This is a genomic window from Rhodococcoides corynebacterioides (assembly GCF_019834675.1).
In the GTDB taxonomy this organism is placed as follows: Bacteria; Actinomycetota; Actinomycetes; order Mycobacteriales; family Mycobacteriaceae; genus Rhodococcoides; species Rhodococcoides corynebacterioides_A.
On the sequence record NZ_JABUBU010000002.1, the window covers coordinates 270,436 to 286,343 of the forward strand.

Annotated in this window: 16 protein-coding genes; 1 reads left to right on the top strand and 15 read right to left on the bottom strand. The window is 73.4% G+C overall.

All coding sequences use genetic code 11. The annotated features are described in order from the left end of the window. Positions 1–37: 37 nt before the first annotated feature. On the top strand, positions 38–2,002 hold the full coding sequence (ggt, locus tag HQ603_RS05570; RefSeq protein WP_222683551.1) for a gamma-glutamyltransferase: 1,965 nt from the start codon (positions 38–40) through the stop codon (positions 2,000–2,002). On the opposite strand, the gene HQ603_RS05575 is transcribed toward ggt, so the two are convergent. The 15 genes from HQ603_RS05575 to mihF all read right to left on the bottom strand — a co-directional run bounded on the left by HQ603_RS05575 (position 1,999) and on the right by mihF (position 15,851). Then, positions 1,999–2,490 carry a PH domain-containing protein gene (locus HQ603_RS05575; protein ID WP_222683552.1) on the bottom strand — a complete coding sequence of 164 codons (492 nt, stop codon included), beginning with the start codon at positions 2,488–2,490 and terminating at the stop codon, positions 1,999–2,001. The genes ggt and HQ603_RS05575 overlap by 4 nt on opposite strands. Beyond that, positions 2,487–2,969, bottom strand: a complete 483-nt coding sequence (ribH, locus tag HQ603_RS05580) for a 6,7-dimethyl-8-ribityllumazine synthase (protein WP_222683553.1) — start codon at positions 2,967–2,969, stop codon at positions 2,487–2,489. The genes HQ603_RS05575 and ribH overlap by 4 nt, the downstream gene beginning before the upstream one ends. Before the next feature lies 1 nt (position 2,970). Next, entirely contained in the window at positions 2,971–4,242 is a 1,272-nt protein-coding gene (locus HQ603_RS05585; RefSeq protein WP_222683554.1) for a bifunctional 3,4-dihydroxy-2-butanone-4-phosphate synthase/GTP cyclohydrolase II, read from the bottom strand. A 112-nt stretch (positions 4,243–4,354) separates the two neighbouring features. Next, positions 4,355–4,957: a riboflavin synthase gene (locus HQ603_RS05590; RefSeq protein ID WP_222683555.1), complete on the bottom strand. Its 603-nt coding sequence runs from the start codon at positions 4,955–4,957 to the stop codon at positions 4,355–4,357. Beyond that, positions 4,942–6,039, bottom strand: coding sequence for a bifunctional diaminohydroxyphosphoribosylaminopyrimidine deaminase/5-amino-6-(5-phosphoribosylamino)uracil reductase RibD (ribD, locus tag HQ603_RS05595; RefSeq protein WP_222683556.1), 1,098 nt, complete (start codon positions 6,037–6,039; stop codon positions 4,942–4,944). The genes HQ603_RS05590 and ribD overlap by 16 nt, the downstream gene beginning before the upstream one ends. Further along, entirely contained in the window at positions 6,039–6,704 is a 666-nt protein-coding gene (rpe, locus tag HQ603_RS05600; RefSeq protein ID WP_222683727.1) for a ribulose-phosphate 3-epimerase, read from the bottom strand. Before rpe ends, ribD begins: the two co-directional genes overlap by 1 nt. Before the next feature lie 65 nt (positions 6,705–6,769). After that, positions 6,770–7,480, bottom strand: coding sequence for an SGNH/GDSL hydrolase family protein (locus HQ603_RS05605; RefSeq protein ID WP_222683557.1), 711 nt, complete (start codon positions 7,478–7,480; stop codon positions 6,770–6,772). Continuing rightward, on the bottom strand, positions 7,477–8,967 hold the full coding sequence (locus HQ603_RS05610; protein ID WP_222683558.1) for an RsmB/NOP family class I SAM-dependent RNA methyltransferase: 1,491 nt from the start codon (positions 8,965–8,967) through the stop codon (positions 7,477–7,479). Before HQ603_RS05610 ends, HQ603_RS05605 begins: the two co-directional genes overlap by 4 nt. Continuing rightward, complete coding sequence (fmt, locus tag HQ603_RS05615; RefSeq protein WP_222683559.1) at positions 8,964–9,887, bottom strand: methionyl-tRNA formyltransferase; 924 nt, start codon at positions 9,885–9,887, stop codon at positions 8,964–8,966. Before fmt ends, HQ603_RS05610 begins: the two co-directional genes overlap by 4 nt. Before the next feature lie 5 nt (positions 9,888–9,892). Then, on the bottom strand, positions 9,893–11,917 hold the full coding sequence (locus tag HQ603_RS05620) for a primosomal protein N' (protein ID WP_222683728.1): 2,025 nt from the start codon (positions 11,915–11,917) through the stop codon (positions 9,893–9,895). Then, positions 11,914–13,128 carry a methionine adenosyltransferase gene (gene metK, locus HQ603_RS05625; protein ID WP_068101055.1) on the bottom strand — a complete coding sequence of 405 codons (1,215 nt, stop codon included), beginning with the start codon at positions 13,126–13,128 and terminating at the stop codon, positions 11,914–11,916. Before metK ends, HQ603_RS05620 begins: the two co-directional genes overlap by 4 nt. Positions 13,129–13,231: 103 nt before the next feature. After that, the gene (gene coaBC, locus HQ603_RS05630) at positions 13,232–14,533 is read right to left on the bottom strand and encodes a bifunctional phosphopantothenoylcysteine decarboxylase/phosphopantothenate--cysteine ligase CoaBC (protein ID WP_222683560.1); all 1,302 of its coding nucleotides are present in this window, start codon (positions 14,531–14,533) and stop codon (positions 13,232–13,234) included. Continuing rightward, positions 14,530–14,823 (bottom strand): DNA-directed RNA polymerase subunit omega, encoded by a 294-nt coding sequence (rpoZ, locus tag HQ603_RS05635; RefSeq protein WP_068101049.1) that lies wholly within the window; start codon positions 14,821–14,823, stop codon positions 14,530–14,532. The genes coaBC and rpoZ overlap by 4 nt, the downstream gene beginning before the upstream one ends. A gap of 51 nt (positions 14,824–14,874) precedes the next feature. Continuing rightward, positions 14,875–15,456: a guanylate kinase gene (gene gmk / locus HQ603_RS05640; RefSeq protein ID WP_222683561.1), complete on the bottom strand. Its 582-nt coding sequence runs from the start codon at positions 15,454–15,456 to the stop codon at positions 14,875–14,877. A 74-nt stretch (positions 15,457–15,530) separates the two neighbouring features. Then, on the bottom strand, positions 15,531–15,851 hold the full coding sequence (gene mihF / locus HQ603_RS05645) for an integration host factor, actinobacterial type (RefSeq protein WP_068101046.1): 321 nt from the start codon (positions 15,849–15,851) through the stop codon (positions 15,531–15,533). Between the last annotated feature and the right edge of the window lie 57 nt (positions 15,852–15,908).

Sequence of the window (15,908 nt, forward strand, 5' to 3'; positions counted from 1 at the left end):
GCACCGGAGAACGGCCGCGCAGGGTGTGATGGGACCCATGACGCCCGCCGACCGTGCAGACCGCCACCCCGTTCGACGCGTTCTGGTGGTGACCGCCGTCGCGGCACTCGCGATGACGGGATGCAGCACCGGCTCGTCGTCGGACGCGCCGTCCGACGGCACCGAGGCGTGCGCCGCGGCGGGCGGGGGCACACCCGTCTCCGGTGCGCCGGGGACGGGAGCGGACGGCGCCCCCGAGATCGGCACCGGGTACCGGACCGGCATGACCGCGGTCACGACGCCCGAGTACTCGGTCGCCACCGCCAACCCGCTCGCCACCGAGGCGGCCTGCGCGGTGCTGCGCGACGGCGGCACCGCGGCCGACGCCCTGGTGACCGCGCAGACGGTGCTCGGTCTGGTCGAGCCGCAGAGTTCCGGGATCGGCGGGGGCGCGTTCCTGATGTATCTCGACGGCGAGACCGGCGACCTGCAGGCCTACGACGGGCGGGAGACGGCGCCGGCCTCGGCGACCGGCGACTACCTCCGGTACGTCGACGACATCCCCCCGACCGACCGCCCGGCCGATCTCACCGGTCCCCTGCCCGACGCGCGGTCCAGCGGGCGCGCCGTCGGCGTGCCGGGTGCGGTGCGGCTGCTCGACCGGGTCCACGCCGACCACGGACGCACCGAGTGGCGCACCCTGTTCGATCCCGCGGTGCGCCTGGCCGACGACGGGTTCCCCATCGGTCCGCGCATGGCGTCGTCGATCGCGGGCTCCGCGCCGCAACTCGCGCTCGACCCGGCCTCGGCCGCGTACTTCCTCGAGCCGGACGGATCACCGAAGGCCGCCGGAACGGTGCTCACCAACCCGGCGATGGCGAAGACGCTCGGCGCGATCGCCACCGAGGGCGCCGACGCGTTCTACACCGGGCCCATCGCGCAGTCGATCGTCGACGCCGTCGCCGACACCACCGGGGGACGCACCCCGGGCCGGCTGACCACCGACGATCTCGCGGGCTACCGCGTGATCGACCGCGATCCGGTCTGCGGCCCCTACCGCGACGTCGAGGTCTGCGGCATGCCGGGACCGTCGTCCGGCGGCATCGCCGTCGCGCAGACCCTCGGCATCCTGTCGGCGTTCGACCTGGCGCAGTACCCGCCCCAGCGCACCGACGTCGACGGCGGCGTTCCCGATCCGCGGGCCGCCCACCTGATCGCCGAGGCCGAGCGGCTCGCCTACGCGGACCGGGACAAGTACGTGGCCGACCCCGACTACATCCCGCTGCCCGGCGGGTCGCCGGACGCCCTGCTCGATCCGGACTACCTGCGCTCGCGCGCCGACACCATCGACCCCGATCGGAGCATGGGCACCGCGCGTGCGGGCGACTTCGGGCCGGTGTCGATGAGCAGCTACCGCGGGACCGAGTCGGGTACGTCGCACATCGTCGTCGCGGATCGGGACGGAGACGTGGCGTCGATGACGACGACCGTGGAGTCGGCGTTCGGGTCGTTCCACATGACGGAGGGGTTCCTGCTCAACAACCAGCTGACCGACTTCTCGGCCGCTCCCGACGGGCCGGACGGGCCCGTCGCCAACCGGGTCGAGCCGGGCAAACGGCCGCGCAGTTCGATGGCGCCGACCGTCGTGTTCGATCGGGACGAGTCCGGCGGGCGCGGCGACGTCCGTCTGGTCACCGGCTCGCCGGGCGGATCGGCGATCATCCAGTACGTGGTGAAGAACCTCGTGGCGATGCTCGACTGGGGTCTCGACCCGCAGCAGGCCGTCGCGATGGTGAACGTGGGTGCGTCCAACTCCCCCACCACGAACGTCGGCGGCGAGCACCCGGCGATCGACACGGCCGACGACGGGGCGAACGATCCGCTGGTGCAGGGGCTGCGCGAGCGCGGGCACCAGGTGTCGGTGGCCGATCAGACCAGCGGGTCGAGTGCGCTGGTGCGCGTCGATTCCACCTGGTCGGGCGGGGCGGATCCCCGGCGGGAGGGCAGCGTCGCCGGCGGTTAGCGCGCCGGGTCGGCGTACTTCGCCTCGAGCGCCCGGAAGGTGCGGGCGGCGTGGACGGCGTACTCGCGGTCGTTGGCCTGGATGGCCATGACGGGGACGTACTCGTCGTCGGGCAGTTCGATGCGTGCCCAGGACGCGCCCGGCGAGAAGGACAGTCCCTGGACCAGGTCCCACGGCACGAGCTTCTCGGTCAGCAGGTTGCGGACCAGAACCCCCTGCGCACCCACCCGGATGCGGGGCCGGGTGAGCAGCAGGACGCCCGCGCCCATGGCGCACCCGATGGCGATCATGGCGAACTGGTCGACGCGCTGGAAGTAGACGCCGGTGTTGCCGGTGCGCAGCAGGATGCCGAGCACCGTGTGGACGGCGACCAGCAGGGCCGCGACGGCGATGGCGTAGCGGGCGCTCTTGCGGGGGCGTGCCTCGAGCTCCCAGCCCTCGTCGCTCGTCGTCCGCGTCGTCCGGTTCGTGTCCGTGTTCTCGCTCATGTGGGTTCCCCTCGCAGGGCGGCCAGGGTCAGCGCGGTGTCCACCGCCGCGGCGACGGCCTGGGCCCCCTTGTCCTCCTTGGACCCGGGCAGCCCGGCGCGGTCGAGGGCCTGCTGCTCGTCGTTCACGGTGAGCACGCCGTTGGTGACGGGCGTCGACTCGTCGAGGGACACGCGGGTGAGACCGGCGGTCACGGCGTCGCAGACGTACTCGAAATGCGGTGTGCCGCCGCGGATCACCACGCCGAGGGCGACGACGGCGTCGTGCGTGCGCGCCAGCTGCTGCGCCACCACGGGAATCTCGATCGCGCCGGCGACGCGCACCAGGGTGACGTCGGTCAGGCCGACCTCCTCCGCCTTGCGCATCGCCCCCTCGATCAGCGCGGTGCTGACCTTCTCGTGCCACTGCCCCGCGACGACCGCGACCCGCAGTCGTTCCGCTCCGGACAGCTGCAGTACGGGCTCACCGGCGCCGCTCATGTCACAGGCCTCCTGCGTCGGGGGTGATGGTGGGGGTGTCGAAGGCGTCGAGACCGACCAGGTCGTGGCCCATGCGATCCCGCTTGGTCCGCAGGTAGGTCAGGTTCTCCTTGTTCGCGCGCAGCGGCATCGGCACCCGCTCGGTGATCTGCAGCCCGTAGCCGTCGAGCCCGACGCGCTTGGCCGGGTTGTTGGTCAGCAGCCGCATGGACGAGATGCCGAGGTCCACCAGGATCTGCGCGCCGATGCCGTAGTCCCGCGCGTCGGCCGGCAGCCCCAGCGCGAGGTTGGCGTCGACGGTGTCCGATCCGGCGTCCTGCAACTGGTACGCCTGCAGCTTGTGCAGCAGACCGATGCCGCGGCCCTCGTGTCCGCGCATGTACAGCACCACACCTCGGCCCTCGCGCGCGACCATGTCGAGTGCCGCGTCCAGCTGGGGACCGCAGTCGCAGCGCAGCGAGCCGAACACGTCACCGGTCAGGCACTCGGAGTGCACGCGGACGAGCACGTCGCTGCCGTCGCCGTCGGGTCCCGCGATGTCCCCGCGGACGAGGGCGACGTGCTCGACGTCCTCGTAGACGCTCTGGTAGCCGACGGCGCGGAACTCGCCGTGGGTGGTCGGGATGCGCGCCTCCGCGACGCGGACCACGTGCTTCTCGTGCTTGCGTCGCCACGCGATGAGGTCGGCGATCGAGATGAGCGCGAGATCGTGGTCGTCGGCGAAGACCCTCAGCTCGTCGGTCTGGGCCATCGCGCCCTCGTCCTTCTGGCTGACGATCTCGCAGATGACGCCGGCGGGACGCAGATCGGCCATGCGCGCGAGGTCCACCGCGGCCTCGGTGTGTCCGGGGCGGCGCAGGACGCCGCCCTCCTTCGCGCGCAGCGGCACGACGTGACCGGGACGGGTGAAGTCGTGCGCGCCGGTGGTCGGGTCGGCCAGCAGGCGCATGGTCGCGGCGCGGTCCGACGCCGAGATGCCGGTACCGATGCCCTCGCGGGCGTCGACCGTGACGGTGTAGGCGGTGCCGTGCTTGTCCTGGTTGGTCGCGTACATCGGCGGCAGACCGAGGCGGTCGCAGTCCTCACCCGACAGCGGAACACAGAGGTAACCCGAGGTGTAGCGGACCATGAACGCCACCAGCTCCGGGGTGGCCTTCTCGGCGGCGAAGATGAGATCGCCCTCGTTCTCGCGGTCCTCGTCGTCGACGACGACGACGGCCTTGCCGGCCGCGATGTCCGCGATTGCTCGCTCGATGGTGTCGAACCTGGTCACGCGTCGCGCTCCCCACGTCAGGCCGCCCGCGGCGGTGCGGGCGGGGTCGGTTCCTACCAGCCTACGGTCCGGGCCCGGTCGGCCCGGCGCTCGGTCGGTGGTCTGTCGGTGTTCAGTCGGCGCTGTGCAGCCGCTCGACGTACTTGGCGATCACGTCCACCTCGAGGTTGACGGTGGTCCCCGGCTCGGCGGTGCCGAGCGTCGTCAGACCGAGCGTCGTCGGGATCAGGGAGATCTCGAACCACTGGTCGTCGCCGGTGCCGCCGAGGGCGGACACGGTCAGCGAGACACCGTCGACGGTGATGGACCCCTTGTGGACCACGTACCGGGCGACCTCGCGCGGCAGGGCGACGCGGACCACCGTCCAGTTCTCCGACGGGGTGCGCGAGATCACGGTGCCGATGCCGTCGACGTGCCCCTGGACGAGGTGCCCGCCGAGGCGGGAGCCCAGCGACGCGGCCCGCTCGAGGTTGACCCGACTGCCGACGCGGAGCGACCCGAGGGAGGATCGCGACAGCGTCTCCTGCATCACGTCGGCGGTGAACGCCCCCTCCCGGACCTCGACGACGGTCAGGCACACCCCGTTGACCGCGATGGAGTCCCCGTGCGAGGCGTCCGAGGTGACCACGGCGCCCTCGACGGTGAACCGCGCGGCGTCCGCGAGGTCCTCCTTGCCGGTGACGGTGCCGAGTTCTTCGACTATTCCGGTGAACATGTCTGCTCCTGCTGGGTTCGGGCGGCCGGGTGGGAGGGGGCTGCGGCCGGGTGGGAGGGGACTGCGACGGGGACGAAGTCGAGGCGAAGGTCGTCGCCCAACGCGGTGACGCTCTCTCGGCGGAACCCGCGGGCGTCGGCCAGTGTTCCCACCGACGTCGACTCCACGGCGGACCGCCCCGCGCCGAGCACGGTCGGGGCGAGGTACAGGACGAGCCGATCCACCAGGTCGGCGCCCAGGAAGGCCCCCGCCAGCGTGGCGCCGCCCTCCACCAGCACGTCGTTCAGGTCGTCCAGGGCCGCGAGCACCGCCTGCGGATCGTGTTCGCGCACGACGCGGGTGGGCGCCGTGTCGTCGAGGACGCGCAGGCCGGCGGGCAGCTTCCGGCGGCCGACCACCACCCGCAACGGCTGACGCACGGCGAGCGTGCCGTCGTCGGCGCGCGCGGTCAGCGCGGGATCGTCGGCGAGGACGGTTCCGGTCCCCACCACGATCGCGTCGAGGCGGGCGCGCTCGGCGTGCACCGCGGCGCGCGCGGCGGGTCCGGTGATCCAGCGGCTGGTGCCGTCCGGTGCGGCGATCCGTCCGTCGAGCGTCGACGCGAGCTTCAGCGTGACGTGCGGTCGGCCGGTGCGCTGCCGGTGCAGCCAGAACCGCAGCGGGCCGCGGGCGACCTCGTCGGCGAGACGCCCGGACTCGACGACGACGCCCGCGCGGGTCAGCGTCTCGGCGCCGCCGGCCGCGGTGGGCGTCGGGTCGGCGAGGGCGTGGACGACGCGCGCCACACCGGCCGCGAGCAGCGCCTGCGTGCACGGGCCGGTCCGTCCGGTGTGGTCGCACGGCTCGAGGGTCACCACGGCCGTGCCCCCGGCCGCGGCCGCGCCTGCCTCGCGCAGGGCGACGACCTCCGCGTGCGGACCGCCCGGGGCCGCGGTGGCGCCGGTGCCCACGACGCGGTGCTCGGCGTCCAGGATCACCGCGCCCACGGGCGGATTCGGGGTGCTGATCCCGCGCGCCGACTCGCTGACGGCGACGGCGGTCCGCATCGCCTCGTCGACGACCGCCGACGGCAGCGGGACCATCAGGCGGTCAGGTGCGGTGACGCCGACGCCGCGGCGGCGCGCAGAGCGCTCACGGCGCGCCCCGGATCGTCGGTGTTGTAGACGGCCGAGCCGGCGACGAAGCAGTCGATGCCGGCCTCGGCGGCCTGCGCGATCGTGTCCTCGTTGATGCCGCCGTCGATCTCCACGACCAGACGCAACTCACCGGCGTCGACCAGTCGGCGCACGGTGCGGGCCTTGTCCAGGACCTCGGGCATGAAGCTCTGGCCGCCGAATCCCGGCTCGACACTCATCACCAGCAGGGTGTCGAAGTCCCGGAGGATCTCGAGGTACGGCTCGATCGGGGTGTTCGGCTTGATCGACAGCCCGGCCTTCGCGCCGGCCGCGCGGATGTCGCGGGCCACCGCGGACGGATCGTCGGTCGCCTCGGCGTGGAAGGTGACGTTGTACGCGCCCGCCTCGGCGTACGGCGGCGCCCAGCGCGCCGGATCCTCGATCATCAGGTGGCAGTCGAGCGGGATGTCCGTGGCCTTCAGCAGGCTGGACACCACCGGCAGGCCGAGCGTCAGGTTGGGCACGAAGTGGGCATCCATGACGTCGACGTGCAGCCAGTCGCTGCCCGCGACGGCCGCGGCCTCGTCGGCCAGTCGCGCGAAGTCGGCCGAGAGGATCGACGGGGCGATCATCGGGTGCCGCGGAGTCGGGGAGGTATCGGTAGGAGCCACGGGTGAGGAGCCTAACCGGGCCCCCGTCACCCCAGCAGTCCCGGTTCCACGGTGGACACGGCGTCGTCGATCGCCTCGGCGAGCAGGAGCTGACCCGCGTCGGTGGGGTGATCGCCGTCGTCCTGGATGATCGCCGGGTCGGCCAGCCATGCGGCGTCGAGGGTGTCGACGTAGTCCACGTCCGCGGCGAGCGCGGCGGCCTCCACCGCGGCGTCGACGTCACGCAGTTCCGCGGGGACGACGACGTCGCCGCTCCAGATCGGGCCGACCGCCACCACGATCGCCCCGGGTGCGCCGACGTGCAGGCGCGTGAACACCTCGGTCGCCGCGTCGACCACCTCGGTCGGATCCGCGTCGACGTCGTTCTCGCTGCCCACCACGAGGATCACGTCCGGGTCCGCGGCGATCGCGTCGTCGACCTGATCGCCGAAGGTGCCCAGCGCGTCCGCGCCCGCGACGTACCCGGCGCCGCCGAGGCTGACGTTGACCAGCTCGAAACCGTGCTCGTCGGCGAGCACGTCCGGCCACACCACGTCGTTGGCCGAGCCCGCGGAGAAGGAGTCGCCGATGACCGCCACCCGCTCGGGTGCGGCCCGGGGTGCGGTCGCGGCGTGGGCGACGACCGGGGTGGTCGCGTCCGCCGCGATCCGGTGTTCGCTCGGCGTCGTCCCGGCGGCGCAGCCGGCCCCCACCAGCGCCAGACCGGCGAGCACGGCCACCGCCCCGCGCGTGCTCATCCGGCCCCGCCGGGTCGTCGCAGGGCGGCGAGGAACATCGCGTCGGTGCCGTGGCGATGCGGCCAGAGCTGCACGTGCGTCCCGGCGTTCCCGTCGCGGCCCGGAGTCGGCCGCGCCGAGCGCGGAACGCCGGGCACGGCGTCACCGGTGTCGAGGCCGATCAGTCCGTGCCGACGAACGGCGTCACCGACCACCCCGACGGTCTCGGACAGGTGCGGGGAACACGTGGCGTAGACGACGACGCCGCCCGGCCGGACGAGCCGGACGGCCGCGGCGAGCAGTTCACGCTGGAGGGAGACCAGGGCGGCCACGTCGTCCGGCTGCCGGCGCCATCGCGCTTCGGGGCGCCGACGCAGCGCACCCAGTCCGGTGCACGGCGCGTCGACCAGGACGCGGTCGTACCCCGGTGCGAGTCCGCTGCTGCGGCCGTCCACGGTGTGCACCGTGACGGGAAGGTCGCGGGTGGACGACCGTACGAGGTCGGCGCGGTGCTCGGAGGGCTCCACCGCGTCGACGGTCGCTCCGTCCACCGCGGCCAACGCACCGAGCAACGCGGCCTTGCCGCCCGGGCCGGCGCACAGGTCGAGCCACCGGCCACCGTCGGGGCCCTCGAGGGGGGCCTCGACCAGAGCGCGGGCGACGAGCTGGCTGCCTTCGTCCTGGACGCCGGCGAGGCCGTCGCGCACGGCGTCCAGTCGACCGGGATCGCCGCCGTCGAGGTGCACGGCGTACGGCGACCACGGGCCGACCTCTCCCCCGGTGACCAGCGCCAGTTCCTCGGCGGAGATCTCCCCCGGCCGCGCGACCAGGTGCACGGCCGGACGGGCGTCGTCGGCGGCGAGCAGGTCGTCGAGTTCGCCTGCGTCCGCGCCGAGCGCGTCGTGGAAGGCCTGCGCGATCCACCGGGGATGGGCGTGGCGGAAGGCCGCGTGGCCCACGGGATCCCGCTCGACGGACGGCGCCAGTGCGGCCACCCAGTCGTTCTCGGTCCGTTCGGACACCCGCCGCAGCACGGCGTTGACGAAGCCGGACTTCCCGGGGCCTGCTTCGGCCCGCACCATGTCCACGGACGTCGCGACGGCCGCGTGCGGGGCGATGCGGGTGCGCAGCAACTGGTAGGCGCCGAGCCGGAGGACGTCGAGCAACGGGCCGTCGATCTCCTCGACGGGCCGCGACGCCGCGTGGGCGATCACCGCGTCGAGCAGTCCGCGCGCGCGGGACGCGCCGTAGGCGAGTTCGGTGGCCAGCGCCGCGTCGCGCTCACCCAACCGCCGATCCCGCAGCATCGCGGGCAGCACCAAGTTGGCGTAGGCATCGCGCTCACGCACCGCACGCAGGACGTCCCGCGCCGCGACACGCGCCGGGTCGAGCCCGGCCTCCGCGGGATTCGGGCGAGTCGCCTGCCGGGGCCGCGTGGTGCCGCGAGCGGGGCCGCCGGCGCGGGGAGTGCGGGCGCCGCGGCGCTTGCCCGGCCGTTCCTCGCTCATCGGATCACCGTTCCGTCGATGTCGCGGGCCCCTCGTGCCCAGTCGGTCGCCGCCATCGGTTTCTTCCCCGGCGGTTGCACTCGGCTCAACTCCACCGCGGTGGTGGCTGTTCCCACCAGCACGGCGCGCTTGCGCACCTCGACGACCCCTGCGGGCAGCGTCTCGTCGGTGACCGTCACCGGCCCGAGTTTGACGCGCAGGCCGTTCACTTCGGTCCATGCTCCCGGAGCCGGTGTGACACTGCGCACGTGCCGATCGACGGCCACGGCCGGGAGTGTGAAGTCCACGCGGGCGGCGTCCACGGTGACCTTGGGGGCGACGGAGACGCCGTCGGTCGACTGCGGCACCGCGGTGAGCGCACCCTCCTCGAGCCCGTCCATGGTCGCCTCCAGCAGCCCCGCGCCGCTCTCGGCGAGCCGGGCGAGCAGGTCGCCCGCGGTGTCGTCGGAGCGGACGGTCTCGGTGACCACCCCGAACAACGGGCCGGTGTCGAGTCCCTCCTCGATGCGGAAGGTGCTGGCTCCGGTGACCTCGTCGCCGGCGGCGAGCGCGGCCTGCACGGGAGCGGCGCCCCGCCACGCGGGCAGCAGCGAGAAGTGCAGGTTGACCCAGCCGTGCCGGGGAAGGTCCAGGAGCGGCGGGCGCAGGAGCGCTCCGTACGCGACGACCGGACAGCAGTCCGGCGCCCACTCGGTCAGGGTGCGCACGGCGTCCGGATCGCCGGGCCGGGCCGGTTGGAGTACCGGGATGCCGTGCTCGTCGGCGAGCTGCGCGACGGGCGACCGGACCGCGCGGCGGCCTCGACCGGCGACCGTGTCGGGGCGAGTGAGGACGCCCACGACCTCGTGCCGCGACGAGGCGATCAGACGTCGCAGGGACGGAAGAGCGGGTTCGGGAGTACCGGCGAAGACGAGACGCACGCGGGTCAGCCTATGCGGAGCGGGTCGACCTGCACGCGCAGCGCCGACGTCGCCGACTTCTTCGCCCCGACGACGGCACGGGCGTCGGCGAGAGCGCGCGCGAGGGCCGATCCCGACCGTCGCGGTACGCGCAGCAGAACGCGTTCGATCGGCCCGGTGGCCTCGTCGGCCGCGTCGGACCCGACGGGCGGACGCTCCCCCGCCGGAAGGTCGACGGGGCCGAGCGTGACGGTCTCCGCGGGCAGCCGCGCGGCGTCGAGCAGCGCCCGGACGGCGTCGGGGGCACCGTCCACCGCCGCCATGTGCACGGCCGGCGGGAAGCCGACCTCGGCGCGTTCGGCCAGTTCGGCGGCGGCGTGACCGGCCGGGTCCCACCGGATCAGCGCCTGCACCACGGGGAGATCGGCCTCGGCGACCACCACCACCTCGCCGCCGTCGGAGGCGGGAATCACGCTCGCCGCCACGGCCATCCACCGCCGCAGCGTCTGTTCCGCGGCGCGCAGGTCGGCGCGGCCGAGCATCGCCCAGCCGTCGAGCAGCAGGGCGGCGCCGTAGCCTCCGGGCACGACGGGTTCGGCACCGACGGTCGCGACCACCAGGGACGGACCGGCGGGCACCGACGCCAACACGGAGCTGCCCCCGGACTGCCGGACGGTGACGCCGCTGAACGCACGTCCGAGTTCCTCGGCGGTACGGCCCGCCCCGATCACCGTGGCGCGCAACGCCCGCGACCCGCACGTCGGGCACGAGTACGCCGCGTCCGCGGTGCCGCACCACCGACAGGTGGGACTGCCGACGCCGTCGGCGCCGGGTGCGGACGGCAGCGCCAACGGGCCGTGGCACCGCCGACACCGCGCCGGGGTCCGGCACTTGCCGCAGGCCAGCGACGGGACGTACCCGCGACGCGGGACCTGCACCAGGACGGGTCGGCCGGCCGCGAGGGCGGTACGAGCGGCGGCGAACGCGACGGCCGGGATGCGGGCGGCGCGGGCGGCCGGGTCGCGCACCAGAGCGTGCTCGCTGTCGGCGAGGGCGGTGATGCGCGGCGCCGCCGCGCGCACGGTGTCGCGCGCGGCGAGCAGGTCCCGCGCCCACCCGGATTCGACCAGGGCCTGCGCCTCGGCCGTGCGCGCGAACCCGCCGACCACCGCGGCGGTCCCGGTGCGATGGGCGCGCAGGAGCGCGACGTCACGGGCGTGCGGGTAGGGCGCGCGGGGTTCGGTCAACGACTCGTCGCCGTCGTCCCACACCACGGTCAGCGCGAGGTCGTGCACCGGCGCGAACGCCGCGCTGCGGGTGCCCACCACCACCCGAGCGGCGCCGCGGGCGACGGCGAGCCACCGCCGGTACCGCTCGGCGGGACCGAGGCCGGCGGACAGCACCGACACCACGGCCGGATCGAGAACGTCGTGACAGGCGGCCTCGACGCGGTCGAGATCGCGTTGGTCCGGAACGACGATCATCACGCCGCGACCGGCAGCGACCGTCGCGGCGGCGAGGTCGGCGAGTCGCGCGGGCCAGTCCTCCCCCGGCAGCGCCTGCCACACCGCGCGGGGCGCGCGCCCCTCGGTCAGGGCGACGAGGAACTCGCTCCCGAAGCGGTAGCGAGCCCAGCCGTCGCTCGTCACCGTCGGTGCGGGCGGGGCCCCCGACGTCCGGGCCTGCGCTTCCACGCGGGCGTGCCGCGGCGGCACGGCCAACCGCAGCACGTCGGAACGCGTGCCGGCGTACCGCGCCGCCACCGCGGTGACCAGGTCGGCGACCTCCGGGGTCAGCACCACCTCGGGTGAGACCACCTTGTCCAGGAAGCCCAGCTTGCCGGGGTGGTCGGTCGTGGCACGACGCTCGATCAGGAACCCGTCGACCAGACGACCGGCGAAGCGCACGCGTACGCGCACGCCCGGTTGCGCGGCCTCGTCCCACTCGACCGGGACCAGATAGTCGAAGTCCCGGTCGAGGTGAGCGAGGGCGAGCAGCGGGACCACGCGCGCGATCGGTGCGCGCTCCGCCGGTCGCGGGGTGCCGGTCAGAGCCCCGCGGCCGACCGCAGCTTCTCGGCGCGGTCGGTGTTCTCCCAGGGCAGGTCGATGTCGGTGCGACCGAAGTGGCCGTAGGCCGCCGTGGGCGCGTAGATCGGGCGCAGCAGGTCGAGATCCCGGATGATCGCGCCGGGGCGCAGATCGAACACCTCGGTGATGGCCGACTGGATCTTCGCGGGGTCGACGTTCTCCGAGCCGAACGTCTCGACGAACAGTCCGACCGGCGCCGCCTTGCCGATGGCGTAGGCGACCTGCACCTCGACCCGCTCGGCCAGATCGGCGGCGACGACGTTCTTGGCCACCCACCGCATGGCGTACGCGGCGCTGCGGTCCACCTTCGACGGGTCCTTGCCGGAGAAGGCGCCGCCGCCGTGCCGGGCCCAGCCGCCGTAGGTGTCGACGATGATCTTGCGGCCGGTCAGTCCGGCGTCGCCCATCGGACCGCCGAGGACGAACTTGCCGGTGGGGTTGACCAGCAGGCGCACCGACGACGTGTCGAGCGTGTCGTGACCGAGATCGGCGACCACGGCGTCGAGCACGTGGGTCCGGATGTCGGGGGTGAGCATGTTCTCGAGGTCGATGTCCGCCGCGTGCTGCGTCGAGACCACGACGGTGTCGAGCCGGACGGGTCGCGCGCCGTCGTACTCGATGGTGACCTGCGTCTTGCCGTCCGGGCGCAGGTACGGCAGCACCTCGGTCTTGCGCACCTCGGTGAGGCGACGCGAGAGCCGGTGCGCCAACGCGATCGGCAGCGGCATCATCTCGGGCGTGTCCTTGATGGCGTAGCCGAACATCAGGCCCTGGTCCCCGGCTCCCTGACGGTCGATCTCGTCGTCCGTGAGGCCCTCGACGCGCGACTCGTAGGCGTTGTCGACGCCCTGTGCGATCTCCGGCGACTGTGCGCCGATGGCGACGTTCACGCCGCAGGAGTTGCCGTCGAAGCCCTTGGCCGACGAGTCGTAGCCGATCTCGAGCACCTTCTCGCGCACGATGTGCGGGATGTCGGCGTAGGCGGTGGTGTTGACCTCACCGGCGACGTGCACCTGACCGGTGGTCACCAGCGTCTCCACCGCGACCCGCGCCCGGGGGTCCTCGGTGAGCAGTGCGTCGAGAATCGAGTCGCTGATGGCGTCGCAGATCTTGTCGGGGTGACCCTCGGTGACCGATTCGCTGGTGAAGAGCCGACGGGCGGACGTGCTCACAGATGTTTCCTCTCGTACACGGACAGGGCAATCACCGTCCGGGTACCCCGGATCGATGGGGACAGCGCAACTGCGTCGGTGCCACCGACCGCTCGCGACGAACTCAGTGCGAGGAGCCGGTGTTCGTACACTCCCCGTCGGCGGCGGGCCGACCGATCGTCGGGGTGAGCAGCGGGGTCACCGCGTCGAGGACGCGCGAGGCCATCAGCGCCTTCGACCCGTGTTCGAGGGCGGTCTCGGACCCGTCGGCCGACAGGATCCACCCGTCGTTGACGTCCATCTCGAAGGCCTTGCCCTCGCCGACCGCGTTGACCACCAGCAGGTCGCACTTCTTGCGCTCGAGTTTGGCGCGTGCGTGCGTGAGGACGTCGCCGTTCTCGTCGCCCGTCTCGGCGGCGAAGCCGACGATCACCAGGTCGGCGGGCAGGTCGCCCTCGGCGCGGGCGGCGACGAGGCCGGCCAGGATGTCGTCGTTGCGGGTCAGCGGAACGGTGTCCGGCTCGTCCGCGCCCTTCTTGATCTTGCTGGTCGCGACGGTCGCGGGACGGAAGTCGGCGACGGCCGCGGCCATCACGACGGCGTCGGCCCGCGCCGCGGCCTCGCGCACGGCGCTCTGCATCTCCTGCGCCGTCCGGACCGACACCACGGACACCGCCGACGGCGGCGCGAGGTCGGCCGTGTAGCCGGAGATCAGCGTGACCTCGGCGCCGCGCTGCGCGGCCACCCGCGCCAGCGCGTATCCCTGCTTGCCGGAACTGCGGTTGCCGAGGAACCGCACCGGGTCGAGAGGCTCCCGGGTTCCGCCCGCCGAGATCACCAGCCGGCGACCGTCGAGGGAGCGGGGCAGGGCGTCACCGCGCTCGGCGAGGAGTTCGGCGATCGCGGCGATCTCGTCGGGCTCGGGCAGCCGGCCCGGGCCGGTGTCCTTGCCGGTCAGGCGGCCCGACGCGGGCTCGATCACCGTGACGCCGCGACGCCGGAGGGTGGCGACGTTCTCGACCGTCGCGGGGTGCTCCCACATCTCCGTGTGCATCGCGGGGGCGAACACCACCGGGCACCGGGCGGTGAGCAGCGTGGCGGTCAGCAGGTCGTCCGCCCGGCCCGCGGCGACGCGGGCCAGCAGGTCGGCCGTCGCCGGGGCGACCACCACCAGGTCGGCCTCCTGGCCGAGGCGCACGTGCGGCACCTCCGGCACGTCGGCGAAGACGCCCGTGTGCACCGGGTTGCCGGACAGGGCCTCGAACGTGGCACGCCCCACGAACTGCAAGGCGGACTCGGTGGGGACGACGCGGACGTCGTCCCCGGCCTCGGTGAAGTGACGGATCACTCCGCAGGCCTTGTAGGCGGCGATTCCGCCGCCGACACCGACGACGATGCGTCGGCGCTGCGAGGACAGCGGACTCACTCGCCTTCGACGTGCTCGAGCAGGTCGGCGTGGATCTCGCGCAGCGCGATGGACAGCGGCTTCTCCTGCAGACCCGGCTCCACCAGCGGGCCGACGTACTCGAGGATGCCGTCGCCGAGCTGGTTGTAGTAGTCGTTGATCTGCCGGGCGCGCTTGGCGGCGTAGATGACCAGCGCGTACTTCGACGACGTGCGGTCGAGCAACTCGTCGATGGGCGGGTTGGTGATGCCCAAGGGGGTGTCGTACGCGGCGATCTCGGAACGCGACACGCCTGCTACGGGACTACTCACGAAGTGCTCCTGAATGCTTTTCGAACGCTGTGGCCGGAGCGGATGCTCCGACTAGGGACGGCCGTCACCGGGGGCACCGTGGCCCACCGGGTCGCCGTCGACCAACAAGGATACCAACTGGGCACTCGCTCGCTCGACATCGTCGTTCACCACGACCGTGTCGAACTCGCCCTGCGCGTCCAGTTCCTCCCGCGCGGTCTCCAACCGCCGGGCGACGACGTCCGGTGGTTCGGTGCCGCGACCGGTCAACCGGGTCACCAGGTCGTCCCAGGACGGCGGGGCGAGGAAGACGAGCTGCGCCTCGGGCGCGGCGGCCCGCACGGCGCGGGCGCCCTGCAGGTCGACCTCGAGCAGCACGGGCGCACCGGCCGCGAGAGCGCGGCGCACGGGTTCCGCCGGGGTGCCGCTGCGGTGCAGGCCGCGGTGGATCTCCGCCCACTCGAGCAGGTCACCGGCCGCGATCATGCGATCGAACTCCTCGGGCGCGACGAAGCGATAGTCCCGCCCGTCGACCTCGCCGGGCCGGGGTGCGCGCGTGGTGGCGGACACGCTGAAGAACAGGTCCGGGAGCGCGGCTCGAACCCGCGCCACCACGGTCGACTTCCCGACGGCGGAGGGGCCGGCCAGTACCACCAGCCGGCCCCTCCGCGTGGTCGTGTCACTGCCGGACGCGGACGTCCGGGTGTCACTACCGGACACGCTCCCGGTCAGGCTTCGAAATCGAACCGAGCGAGCAGCGCCTTGCGCTGACGATCGCCGAGACCGCGGAGACGACGCGTGGGTGCGATCTCCAGTTCGGTCATGATCTCCTGCGCCTTGACCTTGCCCACCTTGGGCAGGGCCTCGAGCAGCGCCGAGACCTTCATCTTGCCGAGGATCTCGTCCTCTTCGGCATCCTTGAGCACCTGCTTCAGGTCGGTGCCGCCGCGCTTGAGGCGCTCCTTGAGCTCTGCCCTGGCACGACGTGCAGCTGCCGCCTTCTCCAGAGCAGCAGCCCGCTGCTCGTCGGTCAACTGGGGAAGGGCCACGGTTCCTCCGTCTCGTCGTTTGTGTATCGGTCGGCGTCCGCGATCCGTCGGTGCCGA

Excerpts from the sequence above, each read along its gene's own strand:
- ggt (WP_222683551.1), top strand. The coding sequence starts at position 38 with ATGACGCCCGCCGACCGTGCAGACCGCCACCCCGTTCGACGCGTTCTG.
- HQ603_RS05575 (WP_222683552.1), bottom strand. The coding sequence starts at position 2,490 with ATGAGCGAGAACACGGACACGAACCGGACGACGCGGACGACGAGCGAC.
- ribH (WP_222683553.1), bottom strand. The coding sequence starts at position 2,969 with ATGAGCGGCGCCGGTGAGCCCGTACTGCAGCTGTCCGGAGCGGAACGA.
- HQ603_RS05590 (WP_222683555.1), bottom strand. The coding sequence starts at position 4,957 with ATGTTCACCGGAATAGTCGAAGAACTCGGCACCGTCACCGGCAAGGAG.
- ribD (WP_222683556.1), bottom strand. The coding sequence starts at position 6,039 with ATGGTCCCGCTGCCGTCGGCGGTCGTCGACGAGGCGATGCGGACCGCC.
- rpe (WP_222683727.1), bottom strand. The coding sequence starts at position 6,704 with ATGATCGCCCCGTCGATCCTCTCGGCCGACTTCGCGCGACTGGCCGAC.
- HQ603_RS05605 (WP_222683557.1), bottom strand. The coding sequence starts at position 7,480 with ATGAGCACGCGCGGGGCGGTGGCCGTGCTCGCCGGTCTGGCGCTGGTG.
- HQ603_RS05610 (WP_222683558.1), bottom strand. The coding sequence starts at position 8,967 with ATGAGCGAGGAACGGCCGGGCAAGCGCCGCGGCGCCCGCACTCCCCGC.